Here is a 14110-nt window from a genome sequence, read left to right on the forward strand (position 1 = left end):
ATGATCACGTTGCGCGAAGTGACCAAGCGATACGAGTCGACCGTTGCCGTGGACAACCTGAACCTGGAGATCCCGGCCGGCCGGGTGACCGGCTTCCTGGGCCCCAACGGCGCCGGCAAGTCGACCACCATGCGGATGATCATGGGGTTGGACCGGCCGACCTCCGGTGAGGCGCTGATCCACGGCAAGCCCTACTCGGCGATGAAGTACCCGCTGCGCGAGGTCGGGGCACTCCTTGAGGCCAAGGCGCTCCACCCAGGCCGCAGCGCCCAGAGCCACTTGCTGGCCATGGCCCAGACGAACGGCATCCCGCGCAAGCGCGTCAGTGAGGTGCTGGAGATCGTGGGCCTGGAGAAGGTGGCCAAGAAGCGCGCCGGCTCCTTCTCACTGGGCATGGGGCAGCGCCTCGGCATCGCCAGCGCCCTCCTCGGCGATCCCCAGGTGCTGCTCTTCGACGAGCCGGTCAACGGCCTGGACCCGGACGGGGTCCGCTGGGTCCGGGAGCTGATGCGCTCACTGGCCGCCGAGGGCCGCACGGTCTTCGTGTCGAGCCACCTCATGAGCGAGATGCAGCTGACCGCCGACCACCTGGTCGTCATCGGCAAGGGGCGCCTCCTCGCCGATGACGCCATCGAGGAGGTCATCGCGCGCAGTTCGCTGACCGCCGTCAGGGTGCGCACGCCCGACAGCCACGGCCTCAACAACCTGACGGCCGGTCTGGCGATGCCCGACGTCGAGATCCAGCGGAACTCCGAGCACGAGATCATGGTCTCCGGCGCGACGGTGGAGGTCATCGGCGACCTCGCCTTCAACCTCGGCGTGAGGCTGCACGAACTACGGGTGGTGGAGGCCTCGCTGGAGGAGGCCTACATGGAGATGACCGCAGACAGCATCGAGTACAAGTCGCCGAAGCCCGCGGGCGCGGGCACACCCCGGCCCGACGCCCAGCAGAAAGTCGAGGCCTGAGCCATGTCGAGTGCGATCACGAATCCGACCGGCACCGGCCGCGAGTCCGTCCTCGCGAACACCTCCTCCTACGGCCGCGGCCGTACCGCCGGCGCGGTGGCGGCGGAGTGGACCAAGCTGTGGTCCGTGCGGGCGACCTGGTGGTGCCTGGCGGGCTCCGTCGTATTGATGGGCCTCTTCGCGCCCGCCCTCGGCGGCAGCATGGCGAACAACTACCGCACCGACGGTGTCGACACGGACGTTCCCATCGCCCACTCGTCCGTGATGGCGATGAACCTGGTGCAGTTCGCCATCGTGGCACTCGCCATGCTGTCGATGACCACCGAGTACTCCACGGGCAGCATCCGTACGACGCTCCAGTGCGTGCCGGTGCGCGGCCGGATGCTCTTCGCGAAGTCCGCGATCATCGCGCCGGTCATGTTCGTCGTCGGGATCGCCCTGGCGGTGGTCGGAACCCTCACCACCACGCCGCTGCTGTTCGAGTACGCGGACACCGACATGGGCAAGGCCGTCCCGACCATCCTGACCGCCGGCGTCTACGTCGCCCTCGTCGGCGTCTTCGCCATCGGGGTGGGAGCCGCGATGCGCAGCGCGGTGGGCACGCTGACGACCGTCTTCATGGTCCTCGCGGGCCTGCCGGGCGCCCTGGCGGTGTCCAACAACGACATCACCCAGAAGATCCTCGACTATCTCCCGTCCACCGCCGGCCAGCACCTGATGGACGGCGGCACCGACCCGTACGGAAGGTCGGCGGCGCTGCTCATTCTCCTCGTGTGGGTGGCGGCGGCCCAGGTGGTCGGATACATCGTCCTGAGCAAGCGGGACGCCTGAGCGGATGGCGGCGGTTGTCCTCCCCCGGCGGCCGCCGCCATCTCTTTTCCTGTCTTTTCCTGTCGGAGGGCTTGGGCGTGTGGTGAAAGTCCCGCCTGCCCGGTGCGGTGGTGGTCCTGCCGGACGCACGGTGTGGCCGCCCCGACTCCCGACTTCCTTCTTTCCGTGTCCGCGCTGACCGCCGGCCGGCCGTCCGCCCGACGCTTTCCGGCCCGGCCGTCGACGTACCGGACCGGACGCCGCCGTCCGGGTGCTGCGTGCCCCCTACGGCCTTGGCGTTGCCCCCGCTGAATCCGTGCCCGCGAACCAGGGCACAGGCTGCCGGAGCCGATGTGCCGCGCCCGGCCCGGGTCAGCTTTCCGGCCGGGGAGCGGGCCGCCTCGGAGCCGTCGGGCTCTTTGGCCGCGCCACGAATGTCGGGCTCTTCGGCCGTGCCACGAATGAGGGAGGAGCGTAAACCCATGCCGCCATTGCAAACCGCTAAGACGGTTTATTACCGTCCCCATACATCAGCCCTAGAGGGAGCCAATAGGGAGTTATCGGGAATGAAGCAGGAGCGCGCCGTCCGGACTCGTCAGGCGCTCATCCTATCGGCCGCCGAGGCCTTCGAGCGGTGCGGCTATACCCGGACGAAACTGACGGAGATCAGTTCCAACGCCGGGGTCAGCCGTGGCGCGCTGCACTTCCACTTCGAGAACAAGGCCGTGGTGGCCGGCACGGTGGAGGCCACGGCGGCCGCGACGCTGCGCCGGACGGCGACCGAGGCACGCCAGTCGGGCGACAACGCGCTGCAGCGGCTCATCGGCACCTCGCGGGCGATGGCCGAGCAGCTCTCCGATGACGTGGTGGCCCGCGCCGGATACCACCTGAGCTGCGAGGCGAGCGACGGCACCGGTCTGGATCTGCGCGGCGAGTGGTACCGCTGCGTCCAGCGGATGATCACCGAGACGGCCGCCGAGCGCCTGCTCGCCGAGAACGTCTCCGAACAGGAGGCGGTGACCTCGATCGTGGCCGCGACCACCGGTTTCGAGGTGCTCGGCCGTACCGATCCGCGCTGGCTCGCGGCCGAGGGGCTCGACCGGTTCTGGCGTCTGCTGCTGCCGTCCCTGGTCACGGCCGAGGCGCTCGCCACCCTGGATGCCCCGGCGCGGGACCGCGCCGACGCGGCGTAGGGAACGGGCCGCGCCGACACGGCGGACGGGACCGGCACGACCGGGGCGGACGGCGCCCCGAAGGGCCGCGGCACACCGTGGCCGCGGCCTTGCGGGACGCCGGCCCGGAGCGGGTGTCCTCGGCGCCGCGCCGCCCCGTCGGCGCGGGCGCGGCCGGGCCCCGGGCGGCCAGGCCGCCGGCGTGTCGAGCAGCACCGGCTGCTCCGCGTAGCCGTTGATGTGGGTGCGACTGCCGCACGGCGTGGGTGATGAGCGAGCCGGTGGTGCCCTGCCCGGCCGCGACCATGAGGTAAGGCGCACCCAGGAGCCCCTGCTCGCCCGGGCGTTCACCCTGCTCGGAGGGGAGCGATCAGCGAGGACGTCAGGTCGCCGCCGGGCGCGAGCGGGTTCTCCCCCCGACGGCTGACGGCCCGCCGGCCGGACTCACCCGATGCCCGCGGGCACGAGCTCATCCCGTTCCTGGTCACGCTGCGTCGCGGCCTTACGCACGCGCACCCCCCGGCCCGGGGGAAGCCCACGCGGACGAGGGCTCCCGGAACCACGTCCGATGCCGGCAGGCGCTGGAGCGCTTCCGTCGCCCGCCCGACGATGTCTGCGTGATCCGTCGGGATCTTCGGCGGCGCCCGGGCGCCGGTGAACGCCCGATGAACTTTCTCGCCACGGCCTCGACGTCACCGTGCGGCAGAAGTTCACCGGCGCCCTCGGCCCGGGCGGGCAGGGCGGCGTGTGGCCGACCCGCGCCCCCCTGGGGACCCGACCCGGGTCCAGGGCGCCCTGCGGGGCGCCCTGTTCGACGGTGAGGCTCTCTCCGCGGCGGTCGAGTACACCATCGGCGACTCGCACCCCGCCGACCAGCGCCTCTCGCTGCACACGGAACAGGCGCAAGCGGTGCGCCGCCTTCACCCGGCAGCCACGGAATGCCCGCCCTTCCTCTATATGAGACCCGGCAGCCATCTTCCTCTTCCTTGTTCTTCTTCCTCGCGAGCGCTTCACGAGGGCAAATCAAGGCGACCTAGAGGGTGTTTGGAGCACTTGTCAGGTGTTTCGCGATGGATTCTCCGGGCTAATTGGGGAAAAGGTCGCTATGGTTCAGATCATTTGCATTGACAAAGCCGACCGAGCGGGTTTTTTATGAAAGGGTTCGGTGGAGGCCTGCCGCAATGCACGGCGTCGACAGCACGATGAGCACGGGCAACCCGCCTGGTGCTCGTCCGGGTCCGTACTGCGCAGGTCACCGATTCAGGTCTGTGGCCAGCGGGTTTGTGTGACTTCGATGCCGAGGAGTTCGAGGGGGTGGAATTGGACACCGCGGGTGATCCGGACGGTCGGCGGATCGGTCATGTTCCCGATCCTCGGGCGGAGTTCGCCGAGGTGGAGGAGGACCATCCGGCCGGTGCGCCGCACTCTGCGGTTGTCCGGGTGGAGCCCGGCCGGGTTCCGCTCCGGGCCGGGAGCGCGTCCGGCCTGACGCCCGGCCGGGCAGAAGCCCAGCAACGCGAGATACCGGCGCAGGCAGGCGGTCACGCAGCCCTCTGCGGCGACCTTCTCGGCGGTCAGACAGCGGCTCCCGCCCGCCGCGCCCGCGACCTGGTCCTTCATCGCGTCGGCAACTTAGAAGATCTCGGCGGCCCCGCCGTCGAAGACACGCGCGCGGACCGGGATTCCGCAGCCGCCGGTGACCGCGAGGCCCGCTCGGACCTGCTTCAGTTCCGTGCGCCGGCCCTTGGGGTGCCCGCACGTGATGGCCGGCAACGGCGCGTACGCGTGGTCCGGGCGGTCGTAGTCGAGCAGGGCCGGCTCCGTGCCGAACGCCTCCTCCACGACTCGGGTGCGGGCCCGGTCCCCGGCCCGGAACAGCAGCACCGGCATCGGCATCGGCGAGGTGAGCCGGTTCGCGACGAGCGCCTCCGCCACCCGGCCATGCGTCAGGTGCGCCCGCGCGGCGGAAGGGCACAGCCCATCGACGATCGCGGCCCCGTCCAGCCGGCGCGGAGACTCGTCAGCGACAGGCAGAGCGCCCCGACGCCTGCCCACCACGGGCGTCACCACGCACTCAGGACGCCGGCGATCAGCCCGTGGCCGCGGGGACCGGGCAGTCACCCACACACCCGGTCCAACGCCACCAAGCCTGCTCAGGACACCCGTCCCGAGCCCTCACCATCCGATTGAACGAGCCGCAAAGTACCAGTCAACGGGGAGCAGAATATGGACATCCAGGTTCTGGGTTCGATGTCAGTGCGCGTAGGCGGACACTCCGCCGCCCCTTCCGCGCCGAAGCCAAGACAGGTTCTCGCTCTACTCGCGCTGCACGCCGACCAGATGGTCCCCGTGTCGACGCTGGCGGAGGAGTTGTGGGGCCACAAACCGCCGCGCAGCGCCCGTACAACGCTGCAGACGTACGTACTGCAGCTGCGCGACCTCATCGGTGAGGCGCTCGCCCGCGAGGGCAGCGGTCGCGAGGGCGCCAAGGACATCCTCGTCACCCTGCCCGGGGGGTACCGGCTCGAGACGGGAGGCGGCAGCGTCGACTTCCGGACCTTCGAACGCCGCGCCGCCGCCGGGTTCCGCGCCATGGACACCGAGGACTACCAGGGCGCGACCCGCAAGCTGCGCGAGGCCCTCGACCTGTGGTCCGGCGAGGGCGCGCTCGCCGACATCCAGGCGGGCAGCCTGATCACCATGGAGGTCGAACGGCTCGAAGAGGCCCGCCTGTTCGCCCTCGATCAGCGCATCGAGGCCGACCTCCGCCTCGGCCGCCACCGTGAGCTGGTGTCGGAACTGACGTTCCTCGTCCACCGCCACCGTACGCACGAGGGACTGCACGCCCAGTTCATGCTGGCGCTGCACCGCTCGGGGCGGCGCGGCGAGGCTCTGCGCGCGTATCAGCGGCTGCACGCCGCACTCGACAGCGAGTTGGGTCTGGAGCCCTCGCTGCCTCTGCAGCGCCTCCAGCGGTCCATAAGGACCCAGTCGGACGCCTTCGAGGTGGACGGCACGGTCAGCAGCGCCGCCGGGGTGCGGGGCACGGCATCGGGACCGAAGTCCGCCCGCGTGTGCTGAACCGGCCGGGACGCATCGGCCCCGCGCACGGCAGTCCTCGACACCAACCGGCCTCGGCACCTTCCTCGAACGGTACGCCGGCCCCTGCCGGCACGTGCCGGGCCTCGGCTGCCTGCGCGCGCCCGACGGCATCAGCGGTGCTCGGTCACGACGGACGGAGAGGGCTTCCGTGGAAGTACGGCTGCGGGACGCGCTGACCGACGTCGCGGGCTGACACCGTACTGTGCGCCGAGTGTGGTGCCAAGGTGCCTGAGCAGTCCTAGTACTCCAGCCGGATTTCGGCGTATGTCCTGCTGGAGTACTAGGTTCTGTCGTCAAATGTCACGCCCACATCAGGAGTGATGCGAGGGTGACCGCTGCTTCGTAGGACTCGGTGGTCTTGTCATAGCGGGTGGCGATGCCACGCCACTGTTTCCAACGGTTGAAGCACCGCTCCACGACGTTGCGCTGCTTGTAGACAGTGCGGTCGAAGACCGGCGCCGGCCACCCCGGCTGCCGCGCCGGGCCCGGTTCCGGGTCTGACCGGCCCGCTCGGGAGTGGTGAGCGGGATGTTCTTGCGGCGGAGCCAGGTGCGAATCGCCTTCGAGCTGCAGCCCTTGTCGCCCAGGACGTGAGCGGGCCTAACCCGAGACCGCCCGGCCCCGATGCGGGGCACCCGGATCGCTTCCATCACCGTGGTGAACTAGGGGCAGTCGTTGGTGTTCCCGCTCGTCACGACGAAGCTGAGCGGGCGGCCGAATCCGTGACGACACGCCCTAGGGGGAACACCTCCGGGCTCAACCGGGGATCGCCCCGATAGACCGCGCCCCCGGCCTCCGCGACCGTGGTCCCATGACCGAAACCACACGCACGACTCGCCTGTTCGCCCTGCTCGTTCCGCTGTTCATGTTCCTCTACGGGGTGTTCCGCCTCATCGACGGCAGGGACGGCGACCACGGGCCCGGGCTCGCCTGGAACATCGGGCACTCCTTCTTCTTCGCCGCCTTCCTCCTGCTCGGCGCGCTCGTCGTGGAGCTGCGCAGCCTGGTCCACGTCGATACGGCGCGAAGAGCGGCGGCCGCCGGCGCGGCCATGGTCGCCGGGGTGTTCGGCGCCGGGTGCTTCCTGTGGGTGATCCTCGGCGACCTGTTCCCGCGCTTCGACGACGCCGCCCCGCTGCCCGGGCCGCTGGAGCTCGTGGGGCCCCTGGCCTTCCAGGCCGGCATCCTCACCCTGCTGGTCATGCTGGTCGCGTCCAAGCCCCGGCAGCTTCCCGCATGGAGCCCGGTGCTCGTCTTCGTCGCCTTCGCCCTCATCGCCGTGAACCTCGATCTGATCCCGGTCGCCGCCCTTGCCCTCATGGCGGGCCTCGCGCCTCTGGTCCGTACGCGTGCCGGAGGCCTGCGCGCGCCCGTGAGCGCGTCCTGATCGCCCCGGCAGCACGGCAGAGGAGCGCGAAAACGGGTGGAACTCCGTTGCCGCGCTCCTCTACCGTGCTGCCGAACCGCCATGTCGTCCAGGTAAGGGCGTTCCGTTGTACACCGCGTGAGACCTCCCCACTGCTGATCTGTCGCGCGTCGCGCCTGTGCGCCGCGCTGTTTTCTGCTGCGGACTTCTCACCCGAAACCGGTGTCCCTCTGTGCTCAACAACTGGTTCGTCATGCCCACTTGCCTGCCACTCGTCATCCGTCGCTGCCACACGTGCGCGTCCGAACGCTTCCGGGCGAACGGAAAGTTCCGCGTCAACGCGAACCACAAGCTGCTCGACGCCTGGCTCCTCGCTCTCTGCGTCGCCTGCGGGGAGACCACCAAGCTCACGGTCTTCGAGCGGACGCACGTGCGCTCCGTACGACCTGAGCTGCTGGACCGCATGCACGACAACGACCCGGTCCTGGCAGCGGAGTTGCTTCAGGACCCCGTCGTGCGTCGCCGCAATCACGTCGCCCTCGACTGGAACGGCGCCTGGCGTCTCGACACCGGCGGAACGGATCACCTGGACCGCGAGGTGATCGATGTCGCGGTCCGCTTCGCGGCCCGGATACCGGTCAGGCCGGCGCGGCTGGTCGCCGAGGGGTGCGGGCTCTCACGGGGCGAAGTCGGGAGACTGATCACGGAGGGCAAGCTCGTCTCGGCCGTCCGGCTGAGCGGCAGGCTGTCCGGTGACTTCACCTTCAGGCTGAAGCGCTGACACGCCTCCGGGTCCAGGGCCTGTCCGGCACGATCCGCCGGACAGGCCCGCCCCCCGGACCCCCGTACCGGGCTTCAGCGCCGCACCAGCGCCACCAGGCTCAGTCCGAACATCAGGACGCCCAGGGGCAGATGGACCGACGGTACGTGTGCGATCCCGAGGACCACCTGGACCGAGGCGAGGACCAGGAAGCCCGAGGCGTACCAGATGGGCCGGGCCGGACCGCCGCCCGGCTTCCAGGCCAGGACCGCGGCCAGTACGTACAGCATCGAGGCCCCGTACATGACGCGTGCGCCGACGCTGTGCAGGGTCTCGCCGTAGGACGAGGTCAGGAGCAGTCCGGCGGAGATCGCCTGGAGGAAGATGGTCAGCGTCTGCAGGGCGATCGCGATCTGCGGGAACGAGAACTGCCGCTGTGCCGTCGTCGTCGCCCGGCCCGGCCCTGCGTGGGTGGTCATGTCGCGGTCCCCTTTTCCGCCCGCTGGGCAGTAGATCGATAGGGTCTTCACCAGCCCGACGACGCGGGCCCGCGAAAGGTAAGGCGAGGGGGCGTTCGGGACGTGGGGACGGCGAGGACGGCCATCGGTGACATAGCCGGCGAGCGGCGCCAACTGCTCAATGTCGCTTACCGGTTGCTCGGCTCACTGGCCGAGGCGGAGGACGCCGTCCAGGAGGCGTACGCGCGCTGGTACGCGCTGCCACGGGCCCGGCGGGAGGAGATCGTCTCTCCCGGCGCCTGGCTGTCGACGGTGACCGGTCGCATCTGCCTGGACGCACTCGGCTCGGCGCGGGCCCGGCGCGAACGGTACGTCGGCTCATGGCTGCCCGAGCCGTTGCCGGACCGTACCGAGTGGGACCGCGGCCGGGGCACCGATCCCGCCGACCAGATGGTCCTGGACGAATCGGTGACGATGGCCTTCCTCGTCGTCCTGGAGTCGATGACGCCCGCCGAGCGGGTCGCGTTCGTCCTGCACGACGTCTTCCGGTACCCCTTCGCCGAGATCGCCGACGTCCTCGGCCGGACCTCCGCCGCCTGCAAGCAGCTCGCGGCCTCCGCACGGCGCCGGGTGCGTGCCGCCGAGGCTCCGGTGACGGGGTCGGGACAGGCGGAGGCGGTGCGGCACGTCAAGGAGGCCTGGGAGACCAAGAACGTCGCGGCCCTCGTCGGCCTTCTGGACCCGGCCGCCGTGATGACCGCCGACGGCGGCGGCCTGGTCGGCACCGCGCTGCGCCCGATCGAGGGCGGCGCGCTCATCGCCCAGTACATGGTCGCCATCGCCGACAAGGCCCCGGGCCTCGAACTCCTGAAGCGGTCGGTCAACGGTGCACCGGGGCTGGTGGCCCAGCGGGACGGCGCCGTCATGACCGTGGCCTCGTTCGAGATCGCCGACGGCCGCGTCACCCGGATCTGGGTGGTCCGCAACCCGGAGAAGCTGCGGCCGTGGCTGGGGGACGGTGACGAGCGGGACGGTGACGAGCCGACGTCCGGGTGAGCGCAGAACACCATTCTGTTCACGTGGTGGCAGCGTCACGTGCAGCATGACTTCGTGAGCGCCGTCGAGGAAGCACTGCGGGCGCAACGTCCGGGGAGCTTGTGACGCACGCTCGTCGAGGTGGGCCTCGGGGGCGGCAAGGATGTAGAGGGCCATGGGCACGCGCCCCGAAGGGCCGCGGCTCAGGGGCCCTCGGCCGGTGCGGAACAGTCGTGACCGTCCCCCGGCAGGCCCACGCCGTTCAACACCGGCTCCTCGCCCTCGGGGATCTCGAAGGTGAGGCTCGCTCCCGTCGGCGTCACCACGAGCGTGCGCTGGTCGCCGAAGGTGAGTGACGGACAGATCTCCCAGGAACAGCCGGCCCTGTCCAGGGCCGACACCACGTCCGCATAGGTGAGCCCTGAGGGAAAGGTGTCCGTTCCCGCGGCAACGGACGGGGGGAGCTCCACCACGTCACGCCAGGTCTGGACGCAGATGAGACACACCTTGCGGCAACGGCAGACACTCAGCTCAAGATCCCCGTAGCCGAAGAGCCGCGGCCACTTCCGCCTTCGGCTCATGGTTCCGATTTCCCACGGCTCGCCGAAAGCCTCGGTCACGTCACGCCAGTCGGCTCCGCTGAACACCGGGCCCAGACGGCCCGTCTTCGCCATCGTGGCCAGGACATCGAGAATCTGCACAAGCGGAGCCTGGCATGTGTCCTGACCAGCAGTCCAACGGATCCGAGAGCTGCCGCCGCGGTCCGCTCGGCTCAGGAGTAGACGATCGGGCACCCCCGTCGCACCGCATGCTCGGCAGCGCGCAGATAGAGCGCGGCGTAGAACGCCGCGTCCAGGTCGTCGGCCCACGGCCCCGGCCGGGCGGCGGCCAGTTCCTTCGCTGCTCCTTCCCGGAACCACATGGTCAGGTCGAGGTTGTCGCACATGCGCGGGGTCTCCGCCGGCAGCTCGATGGCTGTCGCCAGCCGTTGGGCGACGGCCAGGACCTGCGGAGCACCGGCGACCACGGTCGATGACTCGGTGTAGGCGGAGCCGATGGGCAGCCTGATCACCTCGCCGAGCGAGAACGGCACCAGCACCGACCAGTGGGAGAGGGTCTCCGTCTCCCCTTGCGAGAGGTGCGCCTCGCACAGCGCGTCGAACCCGTCCACCGAGGAGATCAGCTTCTCCTCGAAGGCCTGCCCTGAGCCGCGGACGACGAAGTCCGGCTCGTCCGGTACGGACTCGTAGGGTGGCAGGCCTCGTTGCCGCAGGTCGTCGTTGAGCGCCGTAGCGATCTCGCCCCAGCCTGTCTCCTCACCGAACCACTCCTCCGCGCCGACGCTGATCAGGTATACGCCCATGACCGCAACGTATGCCCCACCACTGACAGTCCCGACGCGGCCGGCCCGGTTCAGGCGTGCAGCGTGGGCCGGTAGGTGAGTTCCTGGATGTCGCCGTCGAGCGTGCGGTGGCCGGTCAGCTCCAGGTCGAAGTCGGCCGCGCCCTTGAAGACCGGGGCCAGCCCGGTACGGCCGGTGATCACGGGGAACAGCGTCACCTGAACGCGGTCCACCAGACCGGCCGCCATCAGCGCGCGGTTCATCGACAGGCTGCCGTGCGAGCGCAGCGGGACGTCGGACTCCTTCTTGAGCCGGGCGACGACATCGACGGCGTCGCCGTGCGCGATGGTGGCGTCCGGCCAGTCGAGAGGGCCTTCGAGCGTGGACGACACCACCGTGGTCGGCAGGGCCCTCATCCGGGTCACCCAGGGGTCGCGTACGTCGGAATCCTCGGTGCTTTCCGCCAGCATCTGCGCGAACAGCTGGTACGTGTGGGCACCGAAGACCATCCGCTGCTCGTCCCGGTACAGGCCGAGGCGGTGGTCGAGGAGCTCCGGGCCCTGCTTGCCCCAGTAGCCGGTCCAGTCGCCTCCGGCGCCGCCGAAGCCGTCGAGGCTGGAGAAGACGTCGAAGGTGTAGGTGGCGGTCATGGTGCTCTCCTCACGTGCGGCTGGTCGCGCGCTGCGAGGGCGCGCCGTAAGTAGAGACTGGCCACCGCGGCGGGACTCATCGGCAGCCGCGCCGTCTCACCCCCGAATGCCGCGCAGAAGGTGGTCGATCAAGGCATCGGCGAAGGCCGTGTCGAGCGGCTCGTCCGGCATCATCAGGCGGTGGTAGCAGGCGCCCCAGAGCTGGTCGACGACCACCTGGGGGTCGACCTCGGCGCGGATCCGGCCCACGTGCTGGGCGCGGGTGAGCCGGTCGGCCGCGAGGCGGCGGCGCGGGTGGACGTAGTGCTTCGCGAGGGCGCCGGACGACATCGCCGAAGCCGTCACGTTCCTCGCGGGCCCCGGACGCTGGATCAACGGGCAGGTCCTGTACGCGAACGGCGGGATCGCCTGACCCCGCGGCGGGCCCGGCACGAGGCGGTGGCGTGCGGAGCCGGGTTGAGAGAGATTTGGGGCGCACGGGGCGACCGCCCCGCATGCCCGCTCCCCGAAAGGCGCCCGTGAACGACCGACCGCACCCGACCGCAGAGTTCGGGATTCGCGCCGCCCGCACGGACGACCCGGCGGAGACCGACCGGCTCTACGACATCTGCCTGCGCACCGCCGCATCGGGCAAGGACGCGACGGGCTCCTTCGAGGACCCGCGCCTCCCCGGCGACATCTTCCTCGCCCCCTACCTCCGCTACGCCCCCGACCTCGCCTGGGTCCTCGCCCGCCCGGACCGGCCCGCTTCCGGGTACGTCCTCGGCGTCGCCGACACCGCCTCCTTCGAGCGGACCCTGGAGCGGGAGTGGTGGCCCACGCTCCGGGCCCGGCGCGCGGGAGTGCCGTTCCGTGAGGGTTCCCCCGACGCCTTCGCCCGGAGGTGGATCGACCGTCCACCCACCGCTCCGGCCGAGGTGGCAGCGTCGTACCCCGCCCATCTGCACATCGACCTCCTCCCCGAGGCGCAGGGCGGCGGCAACGGGTCCCGGCTGATCCACACCCTGCTCGGGGCGTTGCGGAGCCGTGGCGTCGGGGGCGTTCACCTCGGCGTGGGCAAGGCGAACACCGGTGCGGTCGGCTTCTACCGGCACCTAGGGTTCGAGGTGCTCGTGGAGGAGCCGAGCTCGTTCACCCTGGGCATGAGGCTTCAGGACCGGGGCGGGAAACTGGGCTGAGGACCGGGGCTGACCCACGCCGCACACACACCGCGTGGCGAGTCCGCATCCCCTTGGACGCCGTCCGGTACGGGTGCCTCCATCGACGTGCTCCGGTCAGTCACACGAGCGGGGTACGGCGAGCTGTCCGCCGGTGCCTCAGCCCAGCGTGACCCGGGCGGTGATCGGCAGATGGTCGCTGCCGGTCGCGGGCAGGGTGCGGATGCGGCCGACCGTCGCGGAGCGGGCCAGGACCTGGTCGATCCGGGCCAGCGGGAAGGACGCGGGGAAGCTGAAGGCGAAGCCGCGTTCCGACACGTTCAGCTGGGAGGTCAGCGGGGACAGACCGCGGTCGTCGACCGTGCTGTTGAGGTCGCCCAGCACGATCACCCTGCCCACCGTCTCGGCGGCGACGGCCCGGCCCAGCAGATGGGCGCTCTCGTCCCGCCGGGAAGAGGCGAATCCGCTCGTGCCGACGCGGATCGACGGCAAGTGGGCCACGTAGGCGGCCACTTCGCCCTGCGGGGTGTGGACCACGGTACGCAGCCCGCGGCTCCAGCCCTCCTCGATCTCCTTGGGCTTGATGTCCACCACGCGGGTGCCGGTGAGCGGGTGCTTCGACCAGATCCCGACCGTCCCCCGCACCTCGTGGAACCGGAAGTCCGGTGCGAGGGCCTTCTCGTACGCCGGCAGGGCGGCCGGGACCAGTTCCTCCAGCGCGATGAGGTCGGGTCCCGCCTCGGCGAGCGTACGGGCCGTGCCTGCCGGGTCCGTGTTCACGTCGCTCACGTTGTGCTGCACCACGACCAGATCGCGCTCACCGGGCTCCGGCGCGGCGAGGAAGAGACCACCGAACGCGTACGCCCAGGCCGCCACGGGCAGGAGCAGGGACAGGAGCGCGGTGACCGAGCGGCGCAGCAGGGCGCAGGCGAGCAGGACGACGGTCATGAGGCCGAGCCAGGGCAGGAACGCCTCCAGCAGGCTTCCCAGGTGGCCGGGCCGGTTGGGCAGCACCTGCGGGAAGGCGAGCAGGAGTGCCGTGAGGAGGGCGATTCCGGCGATCACCCGGCCCCGCGTCCACCGCCCCGGCCGCTCCCACGCCCACCGGGACCCACCGGTCCGCGGCGTCGGGGCCGTCCCGCTGTCCGTCCTCCCCGCCGAAGCCGCCGAAGCCGCCGGGGCCGTCGCACCGCTGTCCGTCCGCTCCACCATGATGTTCCGCTGGTCCCGTCCGCTCGTCGACCTCTTGTTGACCTTGCTTTCCAGGACGGGCTGCCGGGCCGGACAGTTCC

Annotated in this window: 17 protein-coding genes and 1 pseudogene; 9 read left to right on the plus strand and 9 right to left on the minus strand. The window is 70.7% G+C overall.

All coding sequences use genetic code 11. The features are described 5' to 3' along the window. The 3 genes from OG959_RS16080 (at position 1) to OG959_RS16090 (ending at position 2969) form a co-directional block, all read left to right on the plus strand. The gene (locus tag OG959_RS16080) at positions 1–966 is read left to right on the plus strand and encodes an ABC transporter ATP-binding protein (RefSeq protein ID WP_326659033.1); all 966 of its coding nucleotides are present in this window, start codon (positions 1–3) and stop codon (positions 964–966) included. 3 nt (positions 967–969) lie between these two features. Then, positions 970–1797 carry an ABC transporter gene (locus tag OG959_RS16085; RefSeq protein ID WP_326659035.1) on the plus strand — a complete coding sequence of 276 codons (828 nt, stop codon included), beginning with the start codon at positions 970–972 and terminating at the stop codon, positions 1795–1797. Positions 1798–2342: 545 nt separating this feature from the next. Further along, positions 2343–2969 (plus strand): ScbR family autoregulator-binding transcription factor, encoded by a 627-nt coding sequence (locus tag OG959_RS16090; RefSeq protein WP_326659037.1) that lies wholly within the window; start codon positions 2343–2345, stop codon positions 2967–2969. A gap of 1239 nt (positions 2970–4208) precedes the next feature. Here the strand turns inward: OG959_RS16090 and OG959_RS16095 are convergent. Both OG959_RS16095 and OG959_RS16100 read right to left on the minus strand, forming a co-directional pair. Beyond that, the gene (locus tag OG959_RS16095; protein WP_326659039.1) at positions 4209–4568 is read right to left on the minus strand and encodes a hypothetical protein; all 360 of its coding nucleotides are present in this window, start codon (positions 4566–4568) and stop codon (positions 4209–4211) included. 12 nt (positions 4569–4580) lie between these two features. Next, the gene (locus tag OG959_RS16100; RefSeq protein WP_326659042.1) at positions 4581–4883 is read right to left on the minus strand and encodes a hypothetical protein; all 303 of its coding nucleotides are present in this window, start codon (positions 4881–4883) and stop codon (positions 4581–4583) included. Between the two features lie 291 nt (positions 4884–5174). Between OG959_RS16100 and OG959_RS16105 the strand changes: the two genes are divergently transcribed. Then, positions 5175–6029 (plus strand): AfsR/SARP family transcriptional regulator, encoded by an 855-nt coding sequence (locus OG959_RS16105; protein WP_326659044.1) that lies wholly within the window; start codon positions 5175–5177, stop codon positions 6027–6029. 321 nt (positions 6030–6350) lie between these two features. Here OG959_RS16105 and OG959_RS38705 read toward each other — a convergent pair whose 3' ends face one another. After that, on the minus strand, positions 6351–6623 hold the full coding sequence (locus OG959_RS38705) for a transposase (protein ID WP_442805747.1): 273 nt from the start codon (positions 6621–6623) through the stop codon (positions 6351–6353). A gap of 238 nt (positions 6624–6861) precedes the next feature. Here OG959_RS38705 and OG959_RS16115 point away from each other — a divergent pair, with 238 nt between their 5' ends. Beyond that, complete coding sequence (locus OG959_RS16115) at positions 6862–7437, plus strand: hypothetical protein (RefSeq protein ID WP_326659046.1); 576 nt, start codon at positions 6862–6864, stop codon at positions 7435–7437. A 211-nt stretch (positions 7438–7648) separates the two neighbouring features. Further along, positions 7649–8197: a DUF1062 domain-containing protein gene (locus OG959_RS16120; RefSeq protein ID WP_326659048.1), complete on the plus strand. Its 549-nt coding sequence runs from the start codon at positions 7649–7651 to the stop codon at positions 8195–8197. Between the two features lie 74 nt (positions 8198–8271). Here OG959_RS16120 and OG959_RS16125 read toward each other — a convergent pair whose 3' ends face one another. Beyond that, positions 8272–8655 carry a hypothetical protein gene (locus OG959_RS16125; RefSeq protein ID WP_326659050.1) on the minus strand — a complete coding sequence of 128 codons (384 nt, stop codon included), beginning with the start codon at positions 8653–8655 and terminating at the stop codon, positions 8272–8274. Positions 8656–8757: 102 nt separating this feature from the next. Here OG959_RS16125 and sigJ point away from each other — a divergent pair, with 102 nt between their 5' ends. Beyond that, entirely contained in the window at positions 8758–9690 is a 933-nt protein-coding gene (gene sigJ, locus OG959_RS16130; protein WP_326659052.1) for an RNA polymerase sigma factor SigJ, read from the plus strand. Between the two features lie 182 nt (positions 9691–9872). Here sigJ and OG959_RS16135 read toward each other — a convergent pair whose 3' ends face one another. From OG959_RS16135 to OG959_RS16150, 4 genes are all read right to left on the minus strand, one after another. Continuing rightward, positions 9873–10370 (minus strand): hypothetical protein, encoded by a 498-nt coding sequence (locus OG959_RS16135; RefSeq protein WP_326659054.1) that lies wholly within the window; start codon positions 10368–10370, stop codon positions 9873–9875. Positions 10371–10441: 71 nt separating this feature from the next. Continuing rightward, positions 10442–11032, minus strand: coding sequence for a hypothetical protein (locus OG959_RS16140; RefSeq protein WP_326659056.1), 591 nt, complete (start codon positions 11030–11032; stop codon positions 10442–10444). A gap of 50 nt (positions 11033–11082) precedes the next feature. Continuing rightward, positions 11083–11661: a dihydrofolate reductase family protein gene (locus OG959_RS16145; RefSeq protein WP_326659058.1), complete on the minus strand. Its 579-nt coding sequence runs from the start codon at positions 11659–11661 to the stop codon at positions 11083–11085. A gap of 96 nt (positions 11662–11757) precedes the next feature. Next, on the minus strand, positions 11758–11991 hold the full coding sequence (locus OG959_RS16150) for a TetR-like C-terminal domain-containing protein (RefSeq protein ID WP_326666415.1): 234 nt from the start codon (positions 11989–11991) through the stop codon (positions 11758–11760). Between OG959_RS16150 and OG959_RS16155 the strand changes: the two are divergent. Continuing rightward, a pseudogene (locus OG959_RS16155) lies at positions 11981–12073 on the plus strand (3-ketoacyl-ACP reductase); the annotation flags it as partial. The gene OG959_RS16150 and the pseudogene OG959_RS16155 sit on opposite strands and share 11 nt — an antisense overlap. Positions 12074–12179: 106 nt before the next feature. Next, complete coding sequence (locus OG959_RS16160) at positions 12180–12839, plus strand: GNAT family N-acetyltransferase (protein ID WP_326659060.1); 660 nt, start codon at positions 12180–12182, stop codon at positions 12837–12839. Positions 12840–12977: 138 nt separating this feature from the next. Here the strand turns inward: OG959_RS16160 and OG959_RS16165 are convergent, their stop codons facing one another. After that, positions 12978–14030 carry an endonuclease/exonuclease/phosphatase family protein gene (locus tag OG959_RS16165; protein WP_442805576.1) on the minus strand — a complete coding sequence of 351 codons (1053 nt, stop codon included), beginning with the start codon at positions 14028–14030 and terminating at the stop codon, positions 12978–12980. Positions 14031–14110: the final 80 nt, after the last annotated feature.

Source organism: Streptomyces sp. NBC_00385 (genome assembly GCF_035917155.1).
Classification (GTDB): Bacteria; Actinomycetota; Actinomycetes; order Streptomycetales; family Streptomycetaceae; genus Streptomyces; species Streptomyces poriferorum.